The following is a 14,572-nucleotide window of genomic DNA, read 5'->3' as shown; positions in this document are numbered from 1 at the left end:
GGTTATAGCCGTGATGCAGGGTACTTGAAGATTTCGGCGACTGTGGTTTACGGGAATTATAATTAAGTTTTTGCCGACCAACGAACTACAAATGCACGTGCGTAGGCGAAAGCTCCCGTTGGAAACTGCTCGTCTTCAGGTGTGTGGGCTAATAATTGCCTTCTTTACCTAAAACTTGTATCTTTTGCTAGACAAGGCTTTTCCGACTTGAATCAATTTCATTCACTAGGATTGGATTTAAGTGGGATACAGGCCCAAGGAGAAATAAAGGCAGTTTAAGCGTAAGCTAAAAATAAAAGACTTGGGTGCTATGTCGATTCCAGAAATTTCTGAAGCAATAATACGTCATAACTCCAACGCTTCATCCTACAGTCGTGGTGAAGAATATTACCGCAGGGGTGCGATCGCCGATCTCAAAAAACGCGGTAATCTGATTCAAGCAGAGGTAGAAGGCGGCGAAATTACACCATATCAAGTCAGTATTCGTTTTGATGCAGGTGGAATTACCTCAGCAAGTTGTACCTGTTCTTATGATTATGATGGTTGGTGCAAACATATTGTTGCCACCTTATTAAGCTGTTCGCGTCAATCAGATAGGATTGAAGAACGTCCAACGCTAGAACAGTTATTAAATCGCCTCGATCTTCTTCAAACTCAGCGATTACTGCAAGAACTGGTGGAAAATAGACCAGAAATAATTGATGATATTGATGAGTTTGTCAGTTTGATAGATTTGCCAAAACCGCAAACAAAACAGCCTTCTACCCGTCAAAGCAAAATTGAGACGTCACCTTTTCGCTCTCATGTCAAGCGGATTTTGCGGGATGGATTGAAAGAATTAGAGTATGGTTCAGAAGAAGACCCATTTACAGATGATTTACTGGCTGTAATTGAGAAAGCGCGAGAGTTAGCAGAAAATGGAGATGGCAATAATGCGATCGCAATTCTCGAAACTATTACCGAAACTTATGCCCAAGAATGGGACGAGTTACTAGATTACGGTGGAGACAGTTATTCCATCGCCGAACCTCTTGATAGCGCGTGGACAGAAGCAATTTTGTGTGCAGAAATGTCTACAGGAGAAATAGTAGATTTGCAGTTGATGTTGGAATCATGGCAAGACGAAATCAGTGCAGACTTTAGTATGAGTTTAGAAGCATTGCGTCAAGGTTGGGATTATGAACCACTGCAACAAATTATGCAAGGAGATGATACCGCAGAACTTTGGGAAAATGAACGACCAAGCTTTGCTGATGATTTAGCATTGATTCGCTTGCAAATTCTTGAACGTCAAAATCGTTATACAGAGTATTTAAATCTAGCTTTAGTAGAAGAAATGACTCTGCAATACCTAACGCAATTAGCAGCTTTAGGAAGAGTAGAAGAGGCCATGTCTGCGGCTAAAATCCTGATGGAAAGAGCAGAAGAGGGTTTTGCCCTGGCAAAAATATTGCGAGAAGATGGGTATTTAGTTGAAGCGTTAGAAATATGCCAAGCAGGTATAAATTTAACAGGTAACTGTTTATATGAATTTGCTACTTGGACAAGTGATTTAGCCCAAGGATTAGAAGATAATGCCACTGCCTTAACTGCCAGCATCATTGCTTTTAAAATCAGACCATCGTTTCGAGACTATGGTAAGATTCAAGACTATGCAGGAGAAACTTGGTTGACGGTCAAACAAGATTTACTGCAAACACTACGAGATCAGCCAGATTGGGGAATAAAAGAAGCTCAAGTCGATATTTTCCTCCATGAAGGATTAATTGATGATGCAATTAGAACAGTAGAAAGAGATATTTATTATGCTTCAGAATTGGTTCATCGAGTCATGGATGCAGCAGTTTCCCATCGTCCAGATTGGGTAATTGATAACGCTCGCAGACGGGCAGAACCAATAATGGAACAAGGAAAAGCTGACCGTTATGACGCTGCGGTTAATTGGCTCAAAAAAGCAAAAGCTGCGTATCTCCAACTTGGGCAAAAAACTGAATGGTCTGCTTATCGCTCCAGATTAGAAGCGGCTCATGGGCGTAAACGGAAATTAATGGAATTATTTAAAGAACTGAATAAATAGTAGTCTGTCAAGCTAACTTTGACGGGTGAGACACCTCTTAAACATCTCTTTTTTCTCTGACTCTGTGCCCTCTGCGCCTCTGTGGTTCGTTCCTTTACCCTTCAAACTTCACTTAACAGACCAATAGTATGATTAATTTAGCAACTGATACCACAAAATTACAAATACAACTTGCGGATAAATACTTCAAATTACATCCTTCCATACAAAAAATTATCCAGTTATTTTCGGTAATTTATGCACCGATAGACAAAAATTCATTCGTAAGTTGTCTTAGTAAAATTGACGCTTTAGATGAAAACAATAAACCTTGGGTTACTAAAACCCTCAGTTTCCAAATTGATAAATTATTAAAAGCAGGCTTGTTAATACAGGAAAGCAGGCAAGGTGCTGAATGTCATCCTTTACTCACAGAAATAGCTACTCGCCATGCTGTACAAACCGGACAGTTTGAAATCCTCGTCACCGCAGTAGAGGAGAAGCTACCAATACGTACTCACTGGAACAGAGATTCTCGGATATTCTACAACTTACGCCAGTGTATCAGAGAAATCCGCATTGGTATTTATCGTCAAGACCTTAGTTTTATTAATCAGCAAATTGAAGCTTATCAAAAGTACAGTGATAGCGAAGAAAAAATAATAATAGAAAATATATTTGAGCAGATATACAATAATCCATTTGATGCAGATTGGTTTAACACCCTACCACAAGGATTATATGAAAGTGGTATATCCAGTATCCTCTTTAACTCAGCCTTAAAATTATCCGCTTCGGAAGATGCGTTGATGCTGCTAGAAGAAGAATGCTCTACACCTGGAAAACATTGCTCAGATTATCTACATCTGATTTTGACAGAACAACTGTTGTTACAGGGTTGTACCCAAGAAGCACAAGAAAGTCTAGAGCGAATATCAAATGAATATCAAAATAACGCTGCGATTTTTTGGGGTTGGTTAAGTTTTCTGCGAGGTGATAATGAACAAGCCATCAAATATTATAAAGATGCCCTGAAAGCCATCAAAAAGGCTACAGGCAAACGCCAAATATATTTCAATACAATTGGGGGCTTATTTTTTATCCTCGCACTTTTAAAAGATGGTTCAGCGCAAAGCCTCCGGGAAGCAAAAGAGTATAGCAGTTTGATGTCCCGTCAATCAGATCATTGGCTCAGGTTCACTTATGGCAGACTGAAAATGGTACTGCAAGTCCACCAAGGTGATATTACTCAAAAACAATTTGTAGTCAGCGGTCATATTTCTTCCGTAGAAGAAGAAAATAGCTTACAAACATTGTTTTGTTCGCTATGCCTTTACTGGATGGATGCTGAGAGTGCTAAAAAACGCTTACCTAATTTATTAGAACCATTGTATCGGCGATCGCTCGCCTCCGGTTATCACTGGTTAGCAATGGAAACCGCAGAACTCCTATCCAGGCTCAAACCTAGCAGTAACTATAATAAACTTGCAGAGGCACTGCGAGAAGATAGCAATATTCAAACCATCGTAGACTTAATTCGACCCCAAGAAGCTTGGGAAATGTGCCTCAATGCCTTAGCAAATCTTCAAAAAGAACCACAAACACCAGGAAAACCAGAATCTGAACTGCGTTTAGCATGGTTCATAACCTTCTATCCCAGCAGATGTGTCTTACAACCAAAGGAACAAAAAGTTAATGCCAAAGGAGAATGGAGTAAAGGTCGCCCCATAGCCCTCAAGCGTCTGAATAGTGCATTATCTGAGTTTGATTACATCACATCCCAAGATATGCGGGTATGTAGTTGTATTGAGGTATATAGTGAAGGCTATTACGGCAAAGTTGATTATACCTTCGGTGAAAAAGCCATCTCTGCTTTAATTGGACACCCGTTGGTTTTTTGGGAAGATACACCGACTATTCGTGTAGAAATTGTCAAGGGAGAACCGGAACTACTGGTTAAAAAAGAAAAACTTGGCCGTCTCACCTTGGAATTTTCTCCCAAATTACCAGAATCACAAAATATTCTGCATATCAAAGAAACTCCAACCCGCATCAAAGTCATTGAAATTACTGCCGAACATAGACGCATTGCAGAGATTATTGGTATAGATAATAAATTAAATGTGCCTGCCTTCGCCGAGAAACAAGTTTTAGCAGCCATAAATGCTGTCTCTGGGATTGTTACCGTACATTCTGACATTGGTGGCGGACTCGAAGGAGCAGAAGAAGTACCCGCCCAGACTCTACCCCATATTCACCTTTTACCTGCCAATACCGGCTTGAAAATCAGCCTTTTGTCGCGCCCCTTTGCCCAAGGAGGCCCCTACTATCGTCCTGGTACAGGTGGTGAAACAGTAATTGCCGAGATTGACGGGAAACGTCTGCAAACCAGACGAAATCTACCCCAAGAGAAACAGCTTGCCAAAGCTGCCATAAAAGCCTGTCCCACCTTGACGCGAACTGAAGAACAAGATGGTGAATGGGTTATAGTTGACCCAGAAGACTGTTTAGAATTGCTGCTAGAACTGCAAGCACTGGGAAGTAATGTAGTTATAGAATGGCCACAAGGAGAAAAACTGCGTGTTAGCCACAATGCCGACTTGAAAGACTTTAATTTATCAATTCAACGTCAGCAAGACTGGTTTGCAGCAACTGGGGAGTTGAAATTGGATAACGGCCTAGTGCTGGATATGCAGCAACTACTAGAATTATTAGAGAAAACGCCCAGCCGTTTTATCCCCCTTGGTGATGGTCAATTTTTGGCTTTAACTCAAGCTTTTCGCAAACGCCTCGACGAATTGCGGATGTTTTCGGAAAAGCATAGTTCATGTATTCGTTTTCATCCCTTGGTGACGTTAGGGTTAGAAGATTTTGTCGATGAGGTAGGTAAGGTAAAAGCAGATAAACATTGGAAGGCACATAGAGAGCGACTTAAGGAGGTGCAGAACCTCCAACCAGAACTGCCATCTACACTTCTTGCAGAACTACGTGACTACCAAATGGAGGGTTTTTGTTGGCTAGCGCGACTAGCACATTGGGGTGTGGGTGGTTGTTTAGCAGACCAAATGGGACTCGGTAAGACCTTGCAAGCATTGGCGGTCATTCTGAGAAATGCCCATGAGGGGCCAACCCTAATTATTGCCCCCACTTCTGTGTGTATGAATTGGGTGAGTGAAGCACAGAAGTTTGCCCCAACTCTGAATATTATTCAATTTTCTGGTGCTAACCGCCAAAAATTATTGGATGGGTTACAACCTTTAGATATGTTGGTATGCAGTTATGGTTTATTACAGCAAGAAGAAGTAGCGCAAATGCTTTCTCAAGTACAGTGGCAAACAATTGTCCTGGATGAAGCCCAGGCGATTAAAAATATGACCACTAAACGTTCTCAGGCAGCCATGAACCTAAAATCTAATTTTAAGTTGCTGACTACTGGGACTCCGATTGAAAATCACCTGGGTGAGTTATGGAATTTGTTCCGTTTTATTAATCCTGGGTTATTGGGTTCATTTGAAAGCTTCAATCAACGCTTTGCTACTCCTATTGAAAAATATCAGGATAAACTTGCACGTAATAAACTCAAAAAACTGATTCAACCATTTCTGTTGCGGCGGACGAAAAATCAAGTATTAGAAGAGTTGCCATCTCGTACCGAAATTCTGTTGCATGTGGAATTGAGTCGAGAGGAAAAGGCGTTCTATGAAGCGTTGCGCCGCCAGGCGATCTCTAAACTTACTGAAAGTGATGCAGAAGCAGGAAAGAAACATTTGCAGGTTTTGGCTGAGATTATGAAACTGCGTCGCGCTTGCTGTAATCCCAGCCTCGTTATGCCTGATACTGAATTACCCAGTTCTAAGTTGCAACTTTTTGGCGAGGTGCTGGGTGAACTGCTGGAAAATCGTCATAAGGCGTTGGTGTTTAGTCAGTTTGTTGACCATTTGCACATTATTAGAGATTATCTCGAACACCAAGGTATTAATTATCAATATCTAGATGGCAGCACTTCAGTGGCAGAGCGCAAAAAACGGGTGGATGCTTTCCAAGCTGGTTCAGGAGATGTATTTCTGATTAGTCTCAAGGCAGGGGGTACAGGACTGAATCTGACTGCGGCTGATTACGTGATTCATACAGATCCTTGGTGGAATCCCGCAGTGGAAGACCAAGCCTCAGACCGCGCCCATCGCATTGGGCAACAACGCCCTGTTACCATTTATCGTCTAGTAGCAAAGGATACTATTGAAGAAAAGATTGTGCAATTGCACCACCACAAGCGAGATTTGGCGGATAGCCTTTTGGAAGGTGCTGATATTAGTGGCAAGATATCAACGGAAGCCTTGTTACAGTTGATTAGCGAAGGTTAAGCTGTCAACCCCTTCTCTGCGAGACGCTGCACGAACGGGGAATTCAAAATTATGAATTTTGAATTCATAATTTTGAACCCCATAAATAAATTTAGGGGCTTGAGAAAAGGACACCTTTTCCTCTCTACGAGACAAGGATGTGATAGCATACCTTCAACAAATTTAAGTAGCATACCCAATCCATGAATCAAGTTCGACTCCCCAAAGTTAGCGTCGCCATGATTGGTTTGGTAGTTGCAAGCGTATTTCATGCTACTCCCGTCCTGGGAGCGATTCTAACTAGACAAGAATTTTCAGGTAATTTTACCTTAGTCGATGCTACTAGCCCATTCCTTACGAACTCTTTGCCAGAAGAGAGCGAATATTCGGGATTCGTGGTTTACTCAGAGTCCGGGACTTTGAGCGATTGGGAGCTATCCGTCAACAATCTAGACCTGAATTTGAATTCAGAATCTACTAATGGCGGTAACTTAACCCCAGATGTTGATTTTGAGCTTGATTCTAGGTCGAATTGGAATTTAGTGGTTGATTTTGGCATTGCTTTTGATGCTCCTAGATATACCTTAGAAAAAACTTCAAGCTCTGAAATTACCTTAACGGGTGAAGTGGGACGGGCAGGAACATACATCTATCAAGATTCTGCTGCCAATATTACCCTGAGTTCTTCATCTACATCAATACCAGAACCTACTTCCCTATTAGGTCTATTGTTTGGAGTTGGTGCAATTGCTGCCTCTAAAAAAGCTGGGGAGACTAAATCTAAAGCATGAATTAACTCGGCTCTTTACCAAAGCTTTATCGATCTACACCCCCACCAGGCAATCGCACACCACAGACGTACAGCTGCTATCCATTGTTACTGGAGTTTGGACTAATTTGAATTCAACCAGCAATTAAGAGAACAGCAAGACAAAGTTACCCAAGTTCCTGAAGAAACTGAGTCAAGTTGAAGCATGAGAAAATCAGCCGAAACTAAGCAGCAGTTGAGTCAGCTTTGTTAAGTGATTCTTCGGCTTTAGGTTTTTTAGATGCGTGTTTTTTGACAGTAGGATAACGCTTACGCAAAGGTGGCTGATGCCCTTGGGCACGCCCAGGTGATTTACCGCGAGTTTTAGGGGGTTGAGCAGGAGTGCCAATAGTGGCTAAAATTAGAGGAAAGGCTTGTGCTACACGTCCTGGAGACAGTTTATCCTGAGTCGATTGCCAGGGCAAGGGGGAATCAATACAGGCAAGTCTAGCTAGCCATAATTGCCAAGTTAACAATGGCATCAGGTCACTCCATCGCTCTGCTGCCTGCGTAGAACCAAGTTGAGGACGTGTCCAATATAACCTCTGTTTGGCAAATTGATACCAATGCTCTAGAGCAAAGCGACGGAGGTATTTTTGCCAGAGATCCTCTAATGGAGGCATTGTCGTTTCTTTCTAGGTGGACGACTATCATGCAGCGCTGCATAAATACTCGACCATTGGCGTCGAAATACCGGGCTTTGAGACAAGCTGACAAATGATGGGGTACTTGGACTTGTCAATACTGCATCCATCAATTCAAATACTGCGTCTTTGGCCTTGCCCAGGCAATCATACAGAGCTTGGCGGAATTTTTCTAATTGTGTCAGCATCATAGCTGTCAATGATTTATTAACAATATCCATTGACTTTACGGCAGTCAGTGTCATTACTGACTGCTTTTCTCTAGCTCTTTAGTCCAAACTCCAGTTGTTAACCCAAAGGAGCCACTGCCGCAGGTATGCGTTCCATATTGGTTCACTATCAGCTATCCCAATAGCCGAGCCGATTGTGGAGACTAGCTGTTGGTAATCTCTCAAAATTAAATAAACTTGTTTCAATTGACGTAGAAACGGCGATCGCTGGGGCTGAGATTGGGTGTACGCTGTGGGTTACAGGGTTTACACGAGGACTTAGCCTTCAAAGGGAGCATCATCGCTTCGTTAGCATAATAAAAAAGATAGATGAACAGTAAAAATAAATCCAGTAACTTTTATGAGTCAAACACAATCGGAACTAAAGCTACTGACTTTCGATGAATTTATTGAATGGTATCCAGAAAACTCAGAAGTACGTTATGAATTACATGATGGGGTGATTGTGGAGATGCCAAAGCCTAAAGGGGAGCATTCTGATTTAGGTGGTTTTTTGATTGAAGAATTACTGATCACAATTAGAGAGATGGGTAAACGCGGTATCTGGACTATACCGAAAGAATCCATTATTAAACCATTCCGAGAGAAATCAGGGTACGAACCGGATATTATTGTTTTAAATCAAGAAACTATTGATACCGAAACACGCTGGAAGAAGGAATCAGTTATCCATAATGCTAGTTCGGTCAAACTAATAGTTGAAGTAGTGTCAACCAACTGGCAGGATGATTATTACGATAAGCTTCGTGACTATGAAGCTATGGGTATACCTGAATATTGGATTGTGGATTATGCAGCGTTGGGTGGACGTGTATTTATTGGTAGTCCCAAAGTTCCGACTATTTTTGTCTGTGAACTTATTGATGGTGAATATCAAATGACACCCTTTAGAGGAACAAACCTTATAGTGTCTCCTACTTTTTGTCAGTTCAATCTAACCGCACAACAAATTTTTGACTCGGTGATGTGAACTTTTTGAACTCCAAAAGATTGTCAATGCCAGATTTTTAACAGTTTGGTATTAGTGAAAAACAGTTCAAATCTGATAACGAAGCATCAAGATGGTTAGACAAATTAACAAGAATCGAAAAACCTGATTTTTCCTTAGGTAAAAATTTGGTTTATGATTTCATTGACTTGCCCAGAAACATAGTCCAGTTTCAAGTCAATCTTAGCCTGTAACTTCTGTGCGATGGCTTCTATTCGAGAGACTTTGCCAACGGCAACCCTTATTTGTCTGAGATACACCAAGGTTAAAATTATTTGTTCTGTAACAGATAGTTTTGGTTTTCGACCTCCACCGCCAGCAATAATTCTAATTTTTTTTGATTCTTGTAAAGCTTGTTTTTCATAATTTAATTGTTCGGCATTTTTGATTAATTGTTGTAACTGTTCATACTCCAGGCCAATTAACCTCCGTGTTTCTTTAGGATTTTCTTCAATGTGCTTCAGTATATCACTCATGTTTATGTGTCAAAAAACTTCTCTAATGTTCTTTTATCACAGAATGATACTATTTTGGAGATGTCTAATATAGATGATCAACGCCCAATTACTAAGAGCGCTTTTCAAGAATATGACATGCTAAATGTAGACGGAAAGCGGCCAATTGACCCTAGTGATTTAGAGGTTGAGGACATCCTTGACATAGATGGTGAACGTCCAATTGCTAAGAGTAATTTCCAAGTTCAGGATACTTTAGAGATAGATGGTAGTCGCCCAATAGGTTCAGATAAGACTGTTGAAGCAGAAATACCAACAGATTATGTAGACTAGAAACACGACTTTCCTTGACCACCGGACTACATACACCAATTATTTAGGTTCAGGGGATTAGGGATGGCATAATTTCTGCCACTCCCCTGAATAATTACGACTTTTTATGATTATTAATAGCAATGAAGGTCTTGATTAATTAGCAAACTGCTGCTGTTTTAAAGGGATGATAATCACAAATGTTGTACCCTGATATGGAGATGAAATGCATTCAAGGGTTCCATAATGATTTTTAGTCACAATTTGATAACTAATTGACATACCCATTCCTGTACCTTTACCAATTGGTTTTGTAGTAAAGAAGGGGTCAAAAATACGTTGTTTTATTTTTTCCGGTATACCCAGACCATTGTCGGAAATTTTAATCGCAATCTGATTGTGATTAATTATTTCTGTGCGAATCTGAATCACGCTAGGAAATTGTCGGATTTGCTGTTGAGTGTGTTGCTCATCTCGTTCTTCTAAGGCATCAATAGCATTAGTTAAAATATTCATGAACACTTGATTGAGTTGACCTGCATAACACTCAATTAGAGGTAAATTTCCATATTCCTTAACAATTTCAATTCCTAGACAATTAGGTTTTCTTTTGAGGCGATTTTCTAAAATTAATAATGTACTATCGATTCCTTCATGAATATCAACTGCTTTATATTCAGCTTCATCTAGACGAGAAAAATTTCGTAGAGAAAGGACGATTTGCCGAATACGCTCTGCTCCTATTTTCATGGAAGATAGAAGCTTCAGTAAATCTGCAATCAAAAAATCTAGGTCGATAGCTGCAATCTGTGATTGAATAACAGGAACAGGATAAGGATAGTATTCTTGATATAAGTTAATCAAATTCAGTAAGTCTTGAATGTAATCATGAGCAGGTGCAATATTGCCATAGATGAAGTTAACTGGATTATTGATTTCGTGAGCAACACCTGCTACTAGTTGTCCCAAAGAAGACATTTTTTCACTTTGGAGCATTTGGGTTTGAGTGCGTTGTAATTCAAAGAGCGCTAACTCTAGTTGTTGAGTTTGTTGTTTAAGCTGCATTTCTGATTGTCGCAGTGCTTCTTCGGCAATTTTGCGATTGTCTGATTCAATTACCAGTCGCACGAAGTCAGTAATTGAACCAATAAAACTTTCTTCTTCTAGTGTCCACTGACGCTGAGTTGCCAGATGTTCACAACAAACTACACCAATTACCTGCCCTTTAGACCAAATCCTGGCATCAAGCATTGAGGTAATTCCCAGTGGGGTCCACCATCCGTTTCTAAGACGCCATCTATGTAAGTCTTACAAAGGCAACATAATTGCAAATTCAGTTCCTTGATTGAGTATGGAATTAACCTCCATTGCTCCACCATGCTTTTCTACTACAATTTGATAAGCGATCGCCAACCCCAGTCCAGTACCTTTACCAACTGTTTTGGTTGTGAATAGATAATTAAAAATTTGTTGTCTCACCTCCTCTGTCATGCCAATGCCATTATCGGCAATCCGAATCGTTATATATCCAGGGGTGGACATCTCTGTAAAGATGTTGATTGCTAGGGAATCATTCACTCGCTTGCCCTGCTGCCAAACATCTTCTAAAGCATCTACAGCATTAGCTATTAGATTCATGAACACTTGATTGAGTTGTCCTGGATAGCACTCGACCTTTGGTAAGGAAGCGTATTTTCTGACGACTTTAATTTCAGGTCGCTGTCCCAACCCTTTAAAACGATGTCGTAGAATTAATAATGTATCGTCAAGTCCCTCATGAACATCAAACTTAACCTTTACAGATGTGTCAATCCGGGCAAAGTTTCGCAGCGACACGGATATTTCTTTAATTCGTTCTGTGCTAACCTGCATGGAATTGAGGAGCTTGGGCAAATCTTCTAAAAGAAAGTCTAAATCTGTTTGAGCGATCGCATTCTGAATGACAGGCGGTAGTTGGGAATAATTTTCATGACATAATTGCAGGACATGAGTGAGATCAGCAATATACTCTTGAGCAGGATGAATATTGCTAACAATGCAGCTGATGGGATTATTCATTTCATGTGCTACACCTGCTACCAATTGACCAAGCATTGAAAGCTTTTCTTGTTGCACCAGTTGTATTTGTGCCTTTTGTAACGCTGTCGTTCGCTCTGTAACCATTTGTTCAAGATTATCGGTCAATTGCTTCAGTTGCAAATGTATTCGCACTCTGGCAATCACTTCCGCTTGTTCAAAGGGTTTGGGAATGTAATCAACTGCTCCTAACGAGAACCCTTTCACCATATTTCCAGTATCAGCCAAGGCTGTCATAAAAATAATTGGGATGTTTTGCGTTAATGGATCAGCTTTAAGTTTTTGGCAAGTCTCAAACCCATCTATTCCCGGCATTTGCACATCTAACAAAATTAGAGCAGGTGGTTTATGCTGCACCATTTCGATCGCACTTTCTCCATCTTCGGCAACTCTAACCGCAAAACCTGCACTTTTTAGCGCTTGTGATAATACTGACAAATTAGTTGGATTATCATCAACAATTAACACAAAATCAGGGTTTTTCATGGTTATCAAATGTTTTTTATAAAATGAATTAACAAGACCAAAAATCTTATTAAGGATTATTTACAGTTATTTGGACTGGACTATCAATTGATTTAATGCCTCTCGCAATTTCCTGATTTGGAAATTTTCGGCAAGTTGGATTACTTGTTGAGCAAAATCAAAATAAACAGGATGATTACTCTTTAAGTTATTGGCTTCATGCAATATTCCATCAATATTGCCATCTTTTGCTAACTCATACAAGTTAGTCAAAATCTCAATTGAAGGTAAAGAGAGATTCTGAGAATCTGACTGAATATGAGTTTGATTGCACTTTGAATAAACTTCCGATTCTGGTGCATAAATCCATACCAAATTTAATTTTAATCGTAGTAATTCCAGCAAAGTTTCAGCGACAACAGGTTTAGATAAGAAAGCATCCGCCCCAACATCTAAACTACGATTTTGATCGCTGTCAAACACACTTGCAGAAGAAGCAATTATTGCTACGTTTTTTAACTGAGCAGATTGCTTGATGTACCGAATCAGCTCAAAGCCATCCATTACAGGCATAACTAAATCAGTAACGATCAAGATGTAACAGCCCGATCAATCCCCTCTTGTCCATTACTAGCTTCTATTAACTCAAATCCAATTGGTTCTAATAAATTAAGGATTACCGAACGGTTTTCCCACTTGTCATCTACTACTAAAATGCTGCGTTTTTTGCCTTGATAGCCTGTAATAGCTCCTTGTTGCATTACTCGGGGTATGAGTATCATCGGCTCAGAAAACCGGGTTAAGCTTAAAAGCCTTATTAGGTAAGGATTATGACGATACAGCACTTTGCGCGACTAACTGGTACAGTAGCAGCAGTGAGAAAAATAGTTTTGGAGTTGCTGGCTGGAGCATAAGAGGACTCCTAGTGACAACAGTTGTACGACTGCCAAAATATTTTTCGGTGAAAACTTCCTGATAAATGCTTTGAGTTGCCACCAGAGATGTTCTATGGGGTTAAATTCAGGTGAATACGGTGATAAATAAACTACCCTTGCGCCCACGGACTCGATCATTTCAATAATCCCCTTCATTTTATGTGCTTTGAGATTATCCATTACCACTACTGCCCCTTTCCACAATTTCGGTAATAGCTCTTGTACCACAAATTTCTTGAAGTCTTCTCCATTCATTGATTGCCCTAATGTCTTAAGTGCCAAACGGCGATTACCTAAAAATCTTGTTAGTACTTACACCAAGTGATTGTCTAGCCATCTGTTTATATTCATCCAAGTCTGACTTCAGCGCAAATTCCGCGATGGCTATTGGATAAGAAGCAGCCAGTTCAATCACTTGTTCTGCCATCTTCGACCAAATACGTCCACCTGATGAGGCGTATGCTGATATCAGCTTATTCAGAGCGTCTTCACCAAAAGTGCGGTAATGGGCGACAAAATCACGGGCTGGGTCAGTGACGGCTGCCTCAGTCCAGTCAATGAAGCCAGTTACTTGTACTTGGGCATCAATCAAAATATGCCCAGCGTGTAAATCACCATGAGTTAACACTGTTTCTTTTGCCCAAACCTCATCCTTTTGGAGCCAAGATTGCCAACGGTTCCACAACTCTTCACCAACACCAAACTCATTCTTCACTGCATCCATCTTCTGTTTCATCGCCGCACGTGCTTCTTCAGCGGTTTCAATGGGAAGACCAATTGCGCGTGCTTCCTCAATGCTAACTTGATGAAGAGAGGCAATCCCCTTAGCTAGCGATTTATGAAACTGATCAGGTGGATTTGCTGGATCAATTTCCCACACATAAACTTTTGCTTCTGAGTCAATTGTGCCTGTTGGCACACCGTTTAATGCCCGGTAAGCAATGAGTTCATCTGTGCAAATAGTCCATTGTGGCACTTCCACATTGAGAAGAGGGGCAATCAATTCCAGCGTGCGTTTTTCCTTATCCACCGATGGTAGAACATCCTCCCGCCGAGGAAGACGCAAAATCCAGCGTTCTCCATCAGTGTTCCTTGCTAACACAACTTGAAAATCAAGACCCGATTCATTAAATTGCAGTGAGTCTTCTTGGATAGTCAAATTATGCTTGTGGGCTAGTTCAAGCACTTCCTGCTTTGATTTTGTCTTTTTAACCCTCTTTTGTCACTCTAGGCAGAGGAAAAATAGAAATAAGGGATATTGAA

The 14,572-nt window shown here is 40.6% G+C and carries 14 protein-coding genes; 5 read left to right on the top strand and 9 right to left on the bottom strand.

The features are described 5' to 3' along the window. The first annotated feature begins 310 nt into the window (after nt 1–310). The 3 genes from ACM0OX_RS09750 to ACM0OX_RS09740 all read left to right on the top strand — a co-directional run bounded on the left by ACM0OX_RS09750 (nt 311) and on the right by ACM0OX_RS09740 (nt 7,187). Nucleotides 311–2,077, top strand: a complete 1,767-nt coding sequence (locus ACM0OX_RS09750) for an SWIM zinc finger family protein (protein ID WP_414514704.1) — start codon at nt 311–313, stop codon at nt 2,075–2,077. Between the two features lie 128 nt (nt 2,078–2,205). Then, nucleotides 2,206–6,417, top strand: a complete 4,212-nt coding sequence (locus tag ACM0OX_RS09745; RefSeq protein WP_414514703.1) for a DEAD/DEAH box helicase — start codon at nt 2,206–2,208, stop codon at nt 6,415–6,417. Between the two features lie 182 nt (nt 6,418–6,599). Then, complete coding sequence (locus tag ACM0OX_RS09740) at nt 6,600–7,187, top strand: PEP-CTERM sorting domain-containing protein (RefSeq protein WP_414514702.1); 588 nt, start codon at nt 6,600–6,602, stop codon at nt 7,185–7,187. Between the two features lie 202 nt (nt 7,188–7,389). On the opposite strand, the gene ACM0OX_RS09735 is transcribed toward ACM0OX_RS09740, so the two are convergent. Further along, on the bottom strand, nt 7,390–7,827 hold the full coding sequence (locus ACM0OX_RS09735; RefSeq protein ID WP_414514701.1) for a hypothetical protein: 438 nt from the start codon (nt 7,825–7,827) through the stop codon (nt 7,390–7,392). Next, nucleotides 7,815–8,093: a hypothetical protein gene (locus ACM0OX_RS09730; protein ID WP_414514700.1), complete on the bottom strand. Its 279-nt coding sequence runs from the start codon at nt 8,091–8,093 to the stop codon at nt 7,815–7,817. The genes ACM0OX_RS09735 and ACM0OX_RS09730 overlap by 13 nt, the downstream gene beginning before the upstream one ends. A 325-nt stretch (nt 8,094–8,418) precedes the next feature. On the opposite strand from ACM0OX_RS09730, the gene ACM0OX_RS09725 reads away from it, so the two are divergent. Beyond that, the gene (locus tag ACM0OX_RS09725; protein ID WP_414514699.1) at nt 8,419–9,048 is read left to right on the top strand and encodes a Uma2 family endonuclease; all 630 of its coding nucleotides are present in this window, start codon (nt 8,419–8,421) and stop codon (nt 9,046–9,048) included. Nucleotides 9,049–9,182: 134 nt separating this feature from the next. Here the strand turns inward: ACM0OX_RS09725 and ACM0OX_RS09720 are convergent, their stop codons facing one another. Beyond that, complete coding sequence (locus ACM0OX_RS09720; RefSeq protein ID WP_414514698.1) at nt 9,183–9,542, bottom strand: hypothetical protein; 360 nt, start codon at nt 9,540–9,542, stop codon at nt 9,183–9,185. A gap of 60 nt (nt 9,543–9,602) precedes the next feature. On the opposite strand from ACM0OX_RS09720, the gene ACM0OX_RS09715 reads away from it, so the two are divergent. After that, nucleotides 9,603–9,854, top strand: a complete 252-nt coding sequence (locus ACM0OX_RS09715; protein WP_414514697.1) for a hypothetical protein — start codon at nt 9,603–9,605, stop codon at nt 9,852–9,854. A 135-nt stretch (nt 9,855–9,989) separates the two neighbouring features. Here ACM0OX_RS09715 and ACM0OX_RS09710 read toward each other — a convergent pair whose 3' ends face one another. The 6 genes from ACM0OX_RS09710 to ACM0OX_RS09685 form a co-directional block, all read right to left on the bottom strand. After that, a complete protein-coding gene (locus ACM0OX_RS09710; RefSeq protein WP_414514754.1) occupies nt 9,990–11,099 on the bottom strand; it encodes a sensor histidine kinase in 1,110 nt (369 codons plus the stop codon). Between the two features lie 42 nt (nt 11,100–11,141). Beyond that, nucleotides 11,142–12,404 (bottom strand): response regulator, encoded by a 1,263-nt coding sequence (locus ACM0OX_RS09705; RefSeq protein ID WP_414514696.1) that lies wholly within the window; start codon nt 12,402–12,404, stop codon nt 11,142–11,144. 57 nt (nt 12,405–12,461) lie between these two features. Then, complete coding sequence (locus tag ACM0OX_RS09700) at nt 12,462–12,968, bottom strand: response regulator (protein ID WP_414514695.1); 507 nt, start codon at nt 12,966–12,968, stop codon at nt 12,462–12,464. Further along, a complete protein-coding gene (locus ACM0OX_RS09695) occupies nt 12,965–13,156 on the bottom strand; it encodes a hypothetical protein (RefSeq protein ID WP_414514694.1) in 192 nt (63 codons plus the stop codon). Before ACM0OX_RS09695 ends, ACM0OX_RS09700 begins: the two co-directional genes overlap by 4 nt. A 72-nt stretch (nt 13,157–13,228) precedes the next feature. After that, complete coding sequence (locus ACM0OX_RS09690; RefSeq protein ID WP_414514693.1) at nt 13,229–13,591, bottom strand: transposase; 363 nt, start codon at nt 13,589–13,591, stop codon at nt 13,229–13,231. A 7-nt stretch (nt 13,592–13,598) separates the two neighbouring features. Then, the gene (locus ACM0OX_RS09685) at nt 13,599–14,495 is read right to left on the bottom strand and encodes a macrolide 2'-phosphotransferase (protein WP_414514692.1); all 897 of its coding nucleotides are present in this window, start codon (nt 14,493–14,495) and stop codon (nt 13,599–13,601) included. Nucleotides 14,496–14,572: the final 77 nt, after the last annotated feature.

Origin of the sequence: Nostoc sp. PCC 9305 (assembly GCF_963920915.1) — a bacterium.
Taxonomy (GTDB): Bacteria; Cyanobacteriota; Cyanobacteriia; order Cyanobacteriales; family Nostocaceae; genus Nostoc.
The sequence above is the reverse complement of the archived record's forward strand: the minus strand, read 5'-3'. Positions and strand labels throughout refer to the sequence as shown.

Coding starts and splice junctions, on each gene's coding strand:
- ACM0OX_RS09750 (WP_414514704.1), top strand. CDS start 311: ATGTCGATTCCAGAAATTTCTGAAGCAATAATACGTCATAACTCCAAC.
- ACM0OX_RS09745 (WP_414514703.1), top strand. CDS start 2,206: ATGATTAATTTAGCAACTGATACCACAAAATTACAAATACAACTTGCG.
- ACM0OX_RS09740 (WP_414514702.1), top strand. CDS start 6,600: ATGAATCAAGTTCGACTCCCCAAAGTTAGCGTCGCCATGATTGGTTTG.
- ACM0OX_RS09735 (WP_414514701.1), bottom strand. CDS start 7,827: ATGCCTCCATTAGAGGATCTCTGGCAAAAATACCTCCGTCGCTTTGCT.
- ACM0OX_RS09730 (WP_414514700.1), bottom strand. CDS start 8,093: ATGACACTGACTGCCGTAAAGTCAATGGATATTGTTAATAAATCATTG.
- ACM0OX_RS09725 (WP_414514699.1), top strand. CDS start 8,419: ATGAGTCAAACACAATCGGAACTAAAGCTACTGACTTTCGATGAATTT.
- ACM0OX_RS09720 (WP_414514698.1), bottom strand. CDS start 9,542: ATGAGTGATATACTGAAGCACATTGAAGAAAATCCTAAAGAAACACGG.
- ACM0OX_RS09715 (WP_414514697.1), top strand. CDS start 9,603: ATGTCTAATATAGATGATCAACGCCCAATTACTAAGAGCGCTTTTCAA.
- ACM0OX_RS09695 (WP_414514694.1), bottom strand. CDS start 13,156: ATGATACTCATACCCCGAGTAATGCAACAAGGAGCTATTACAGGCTAT.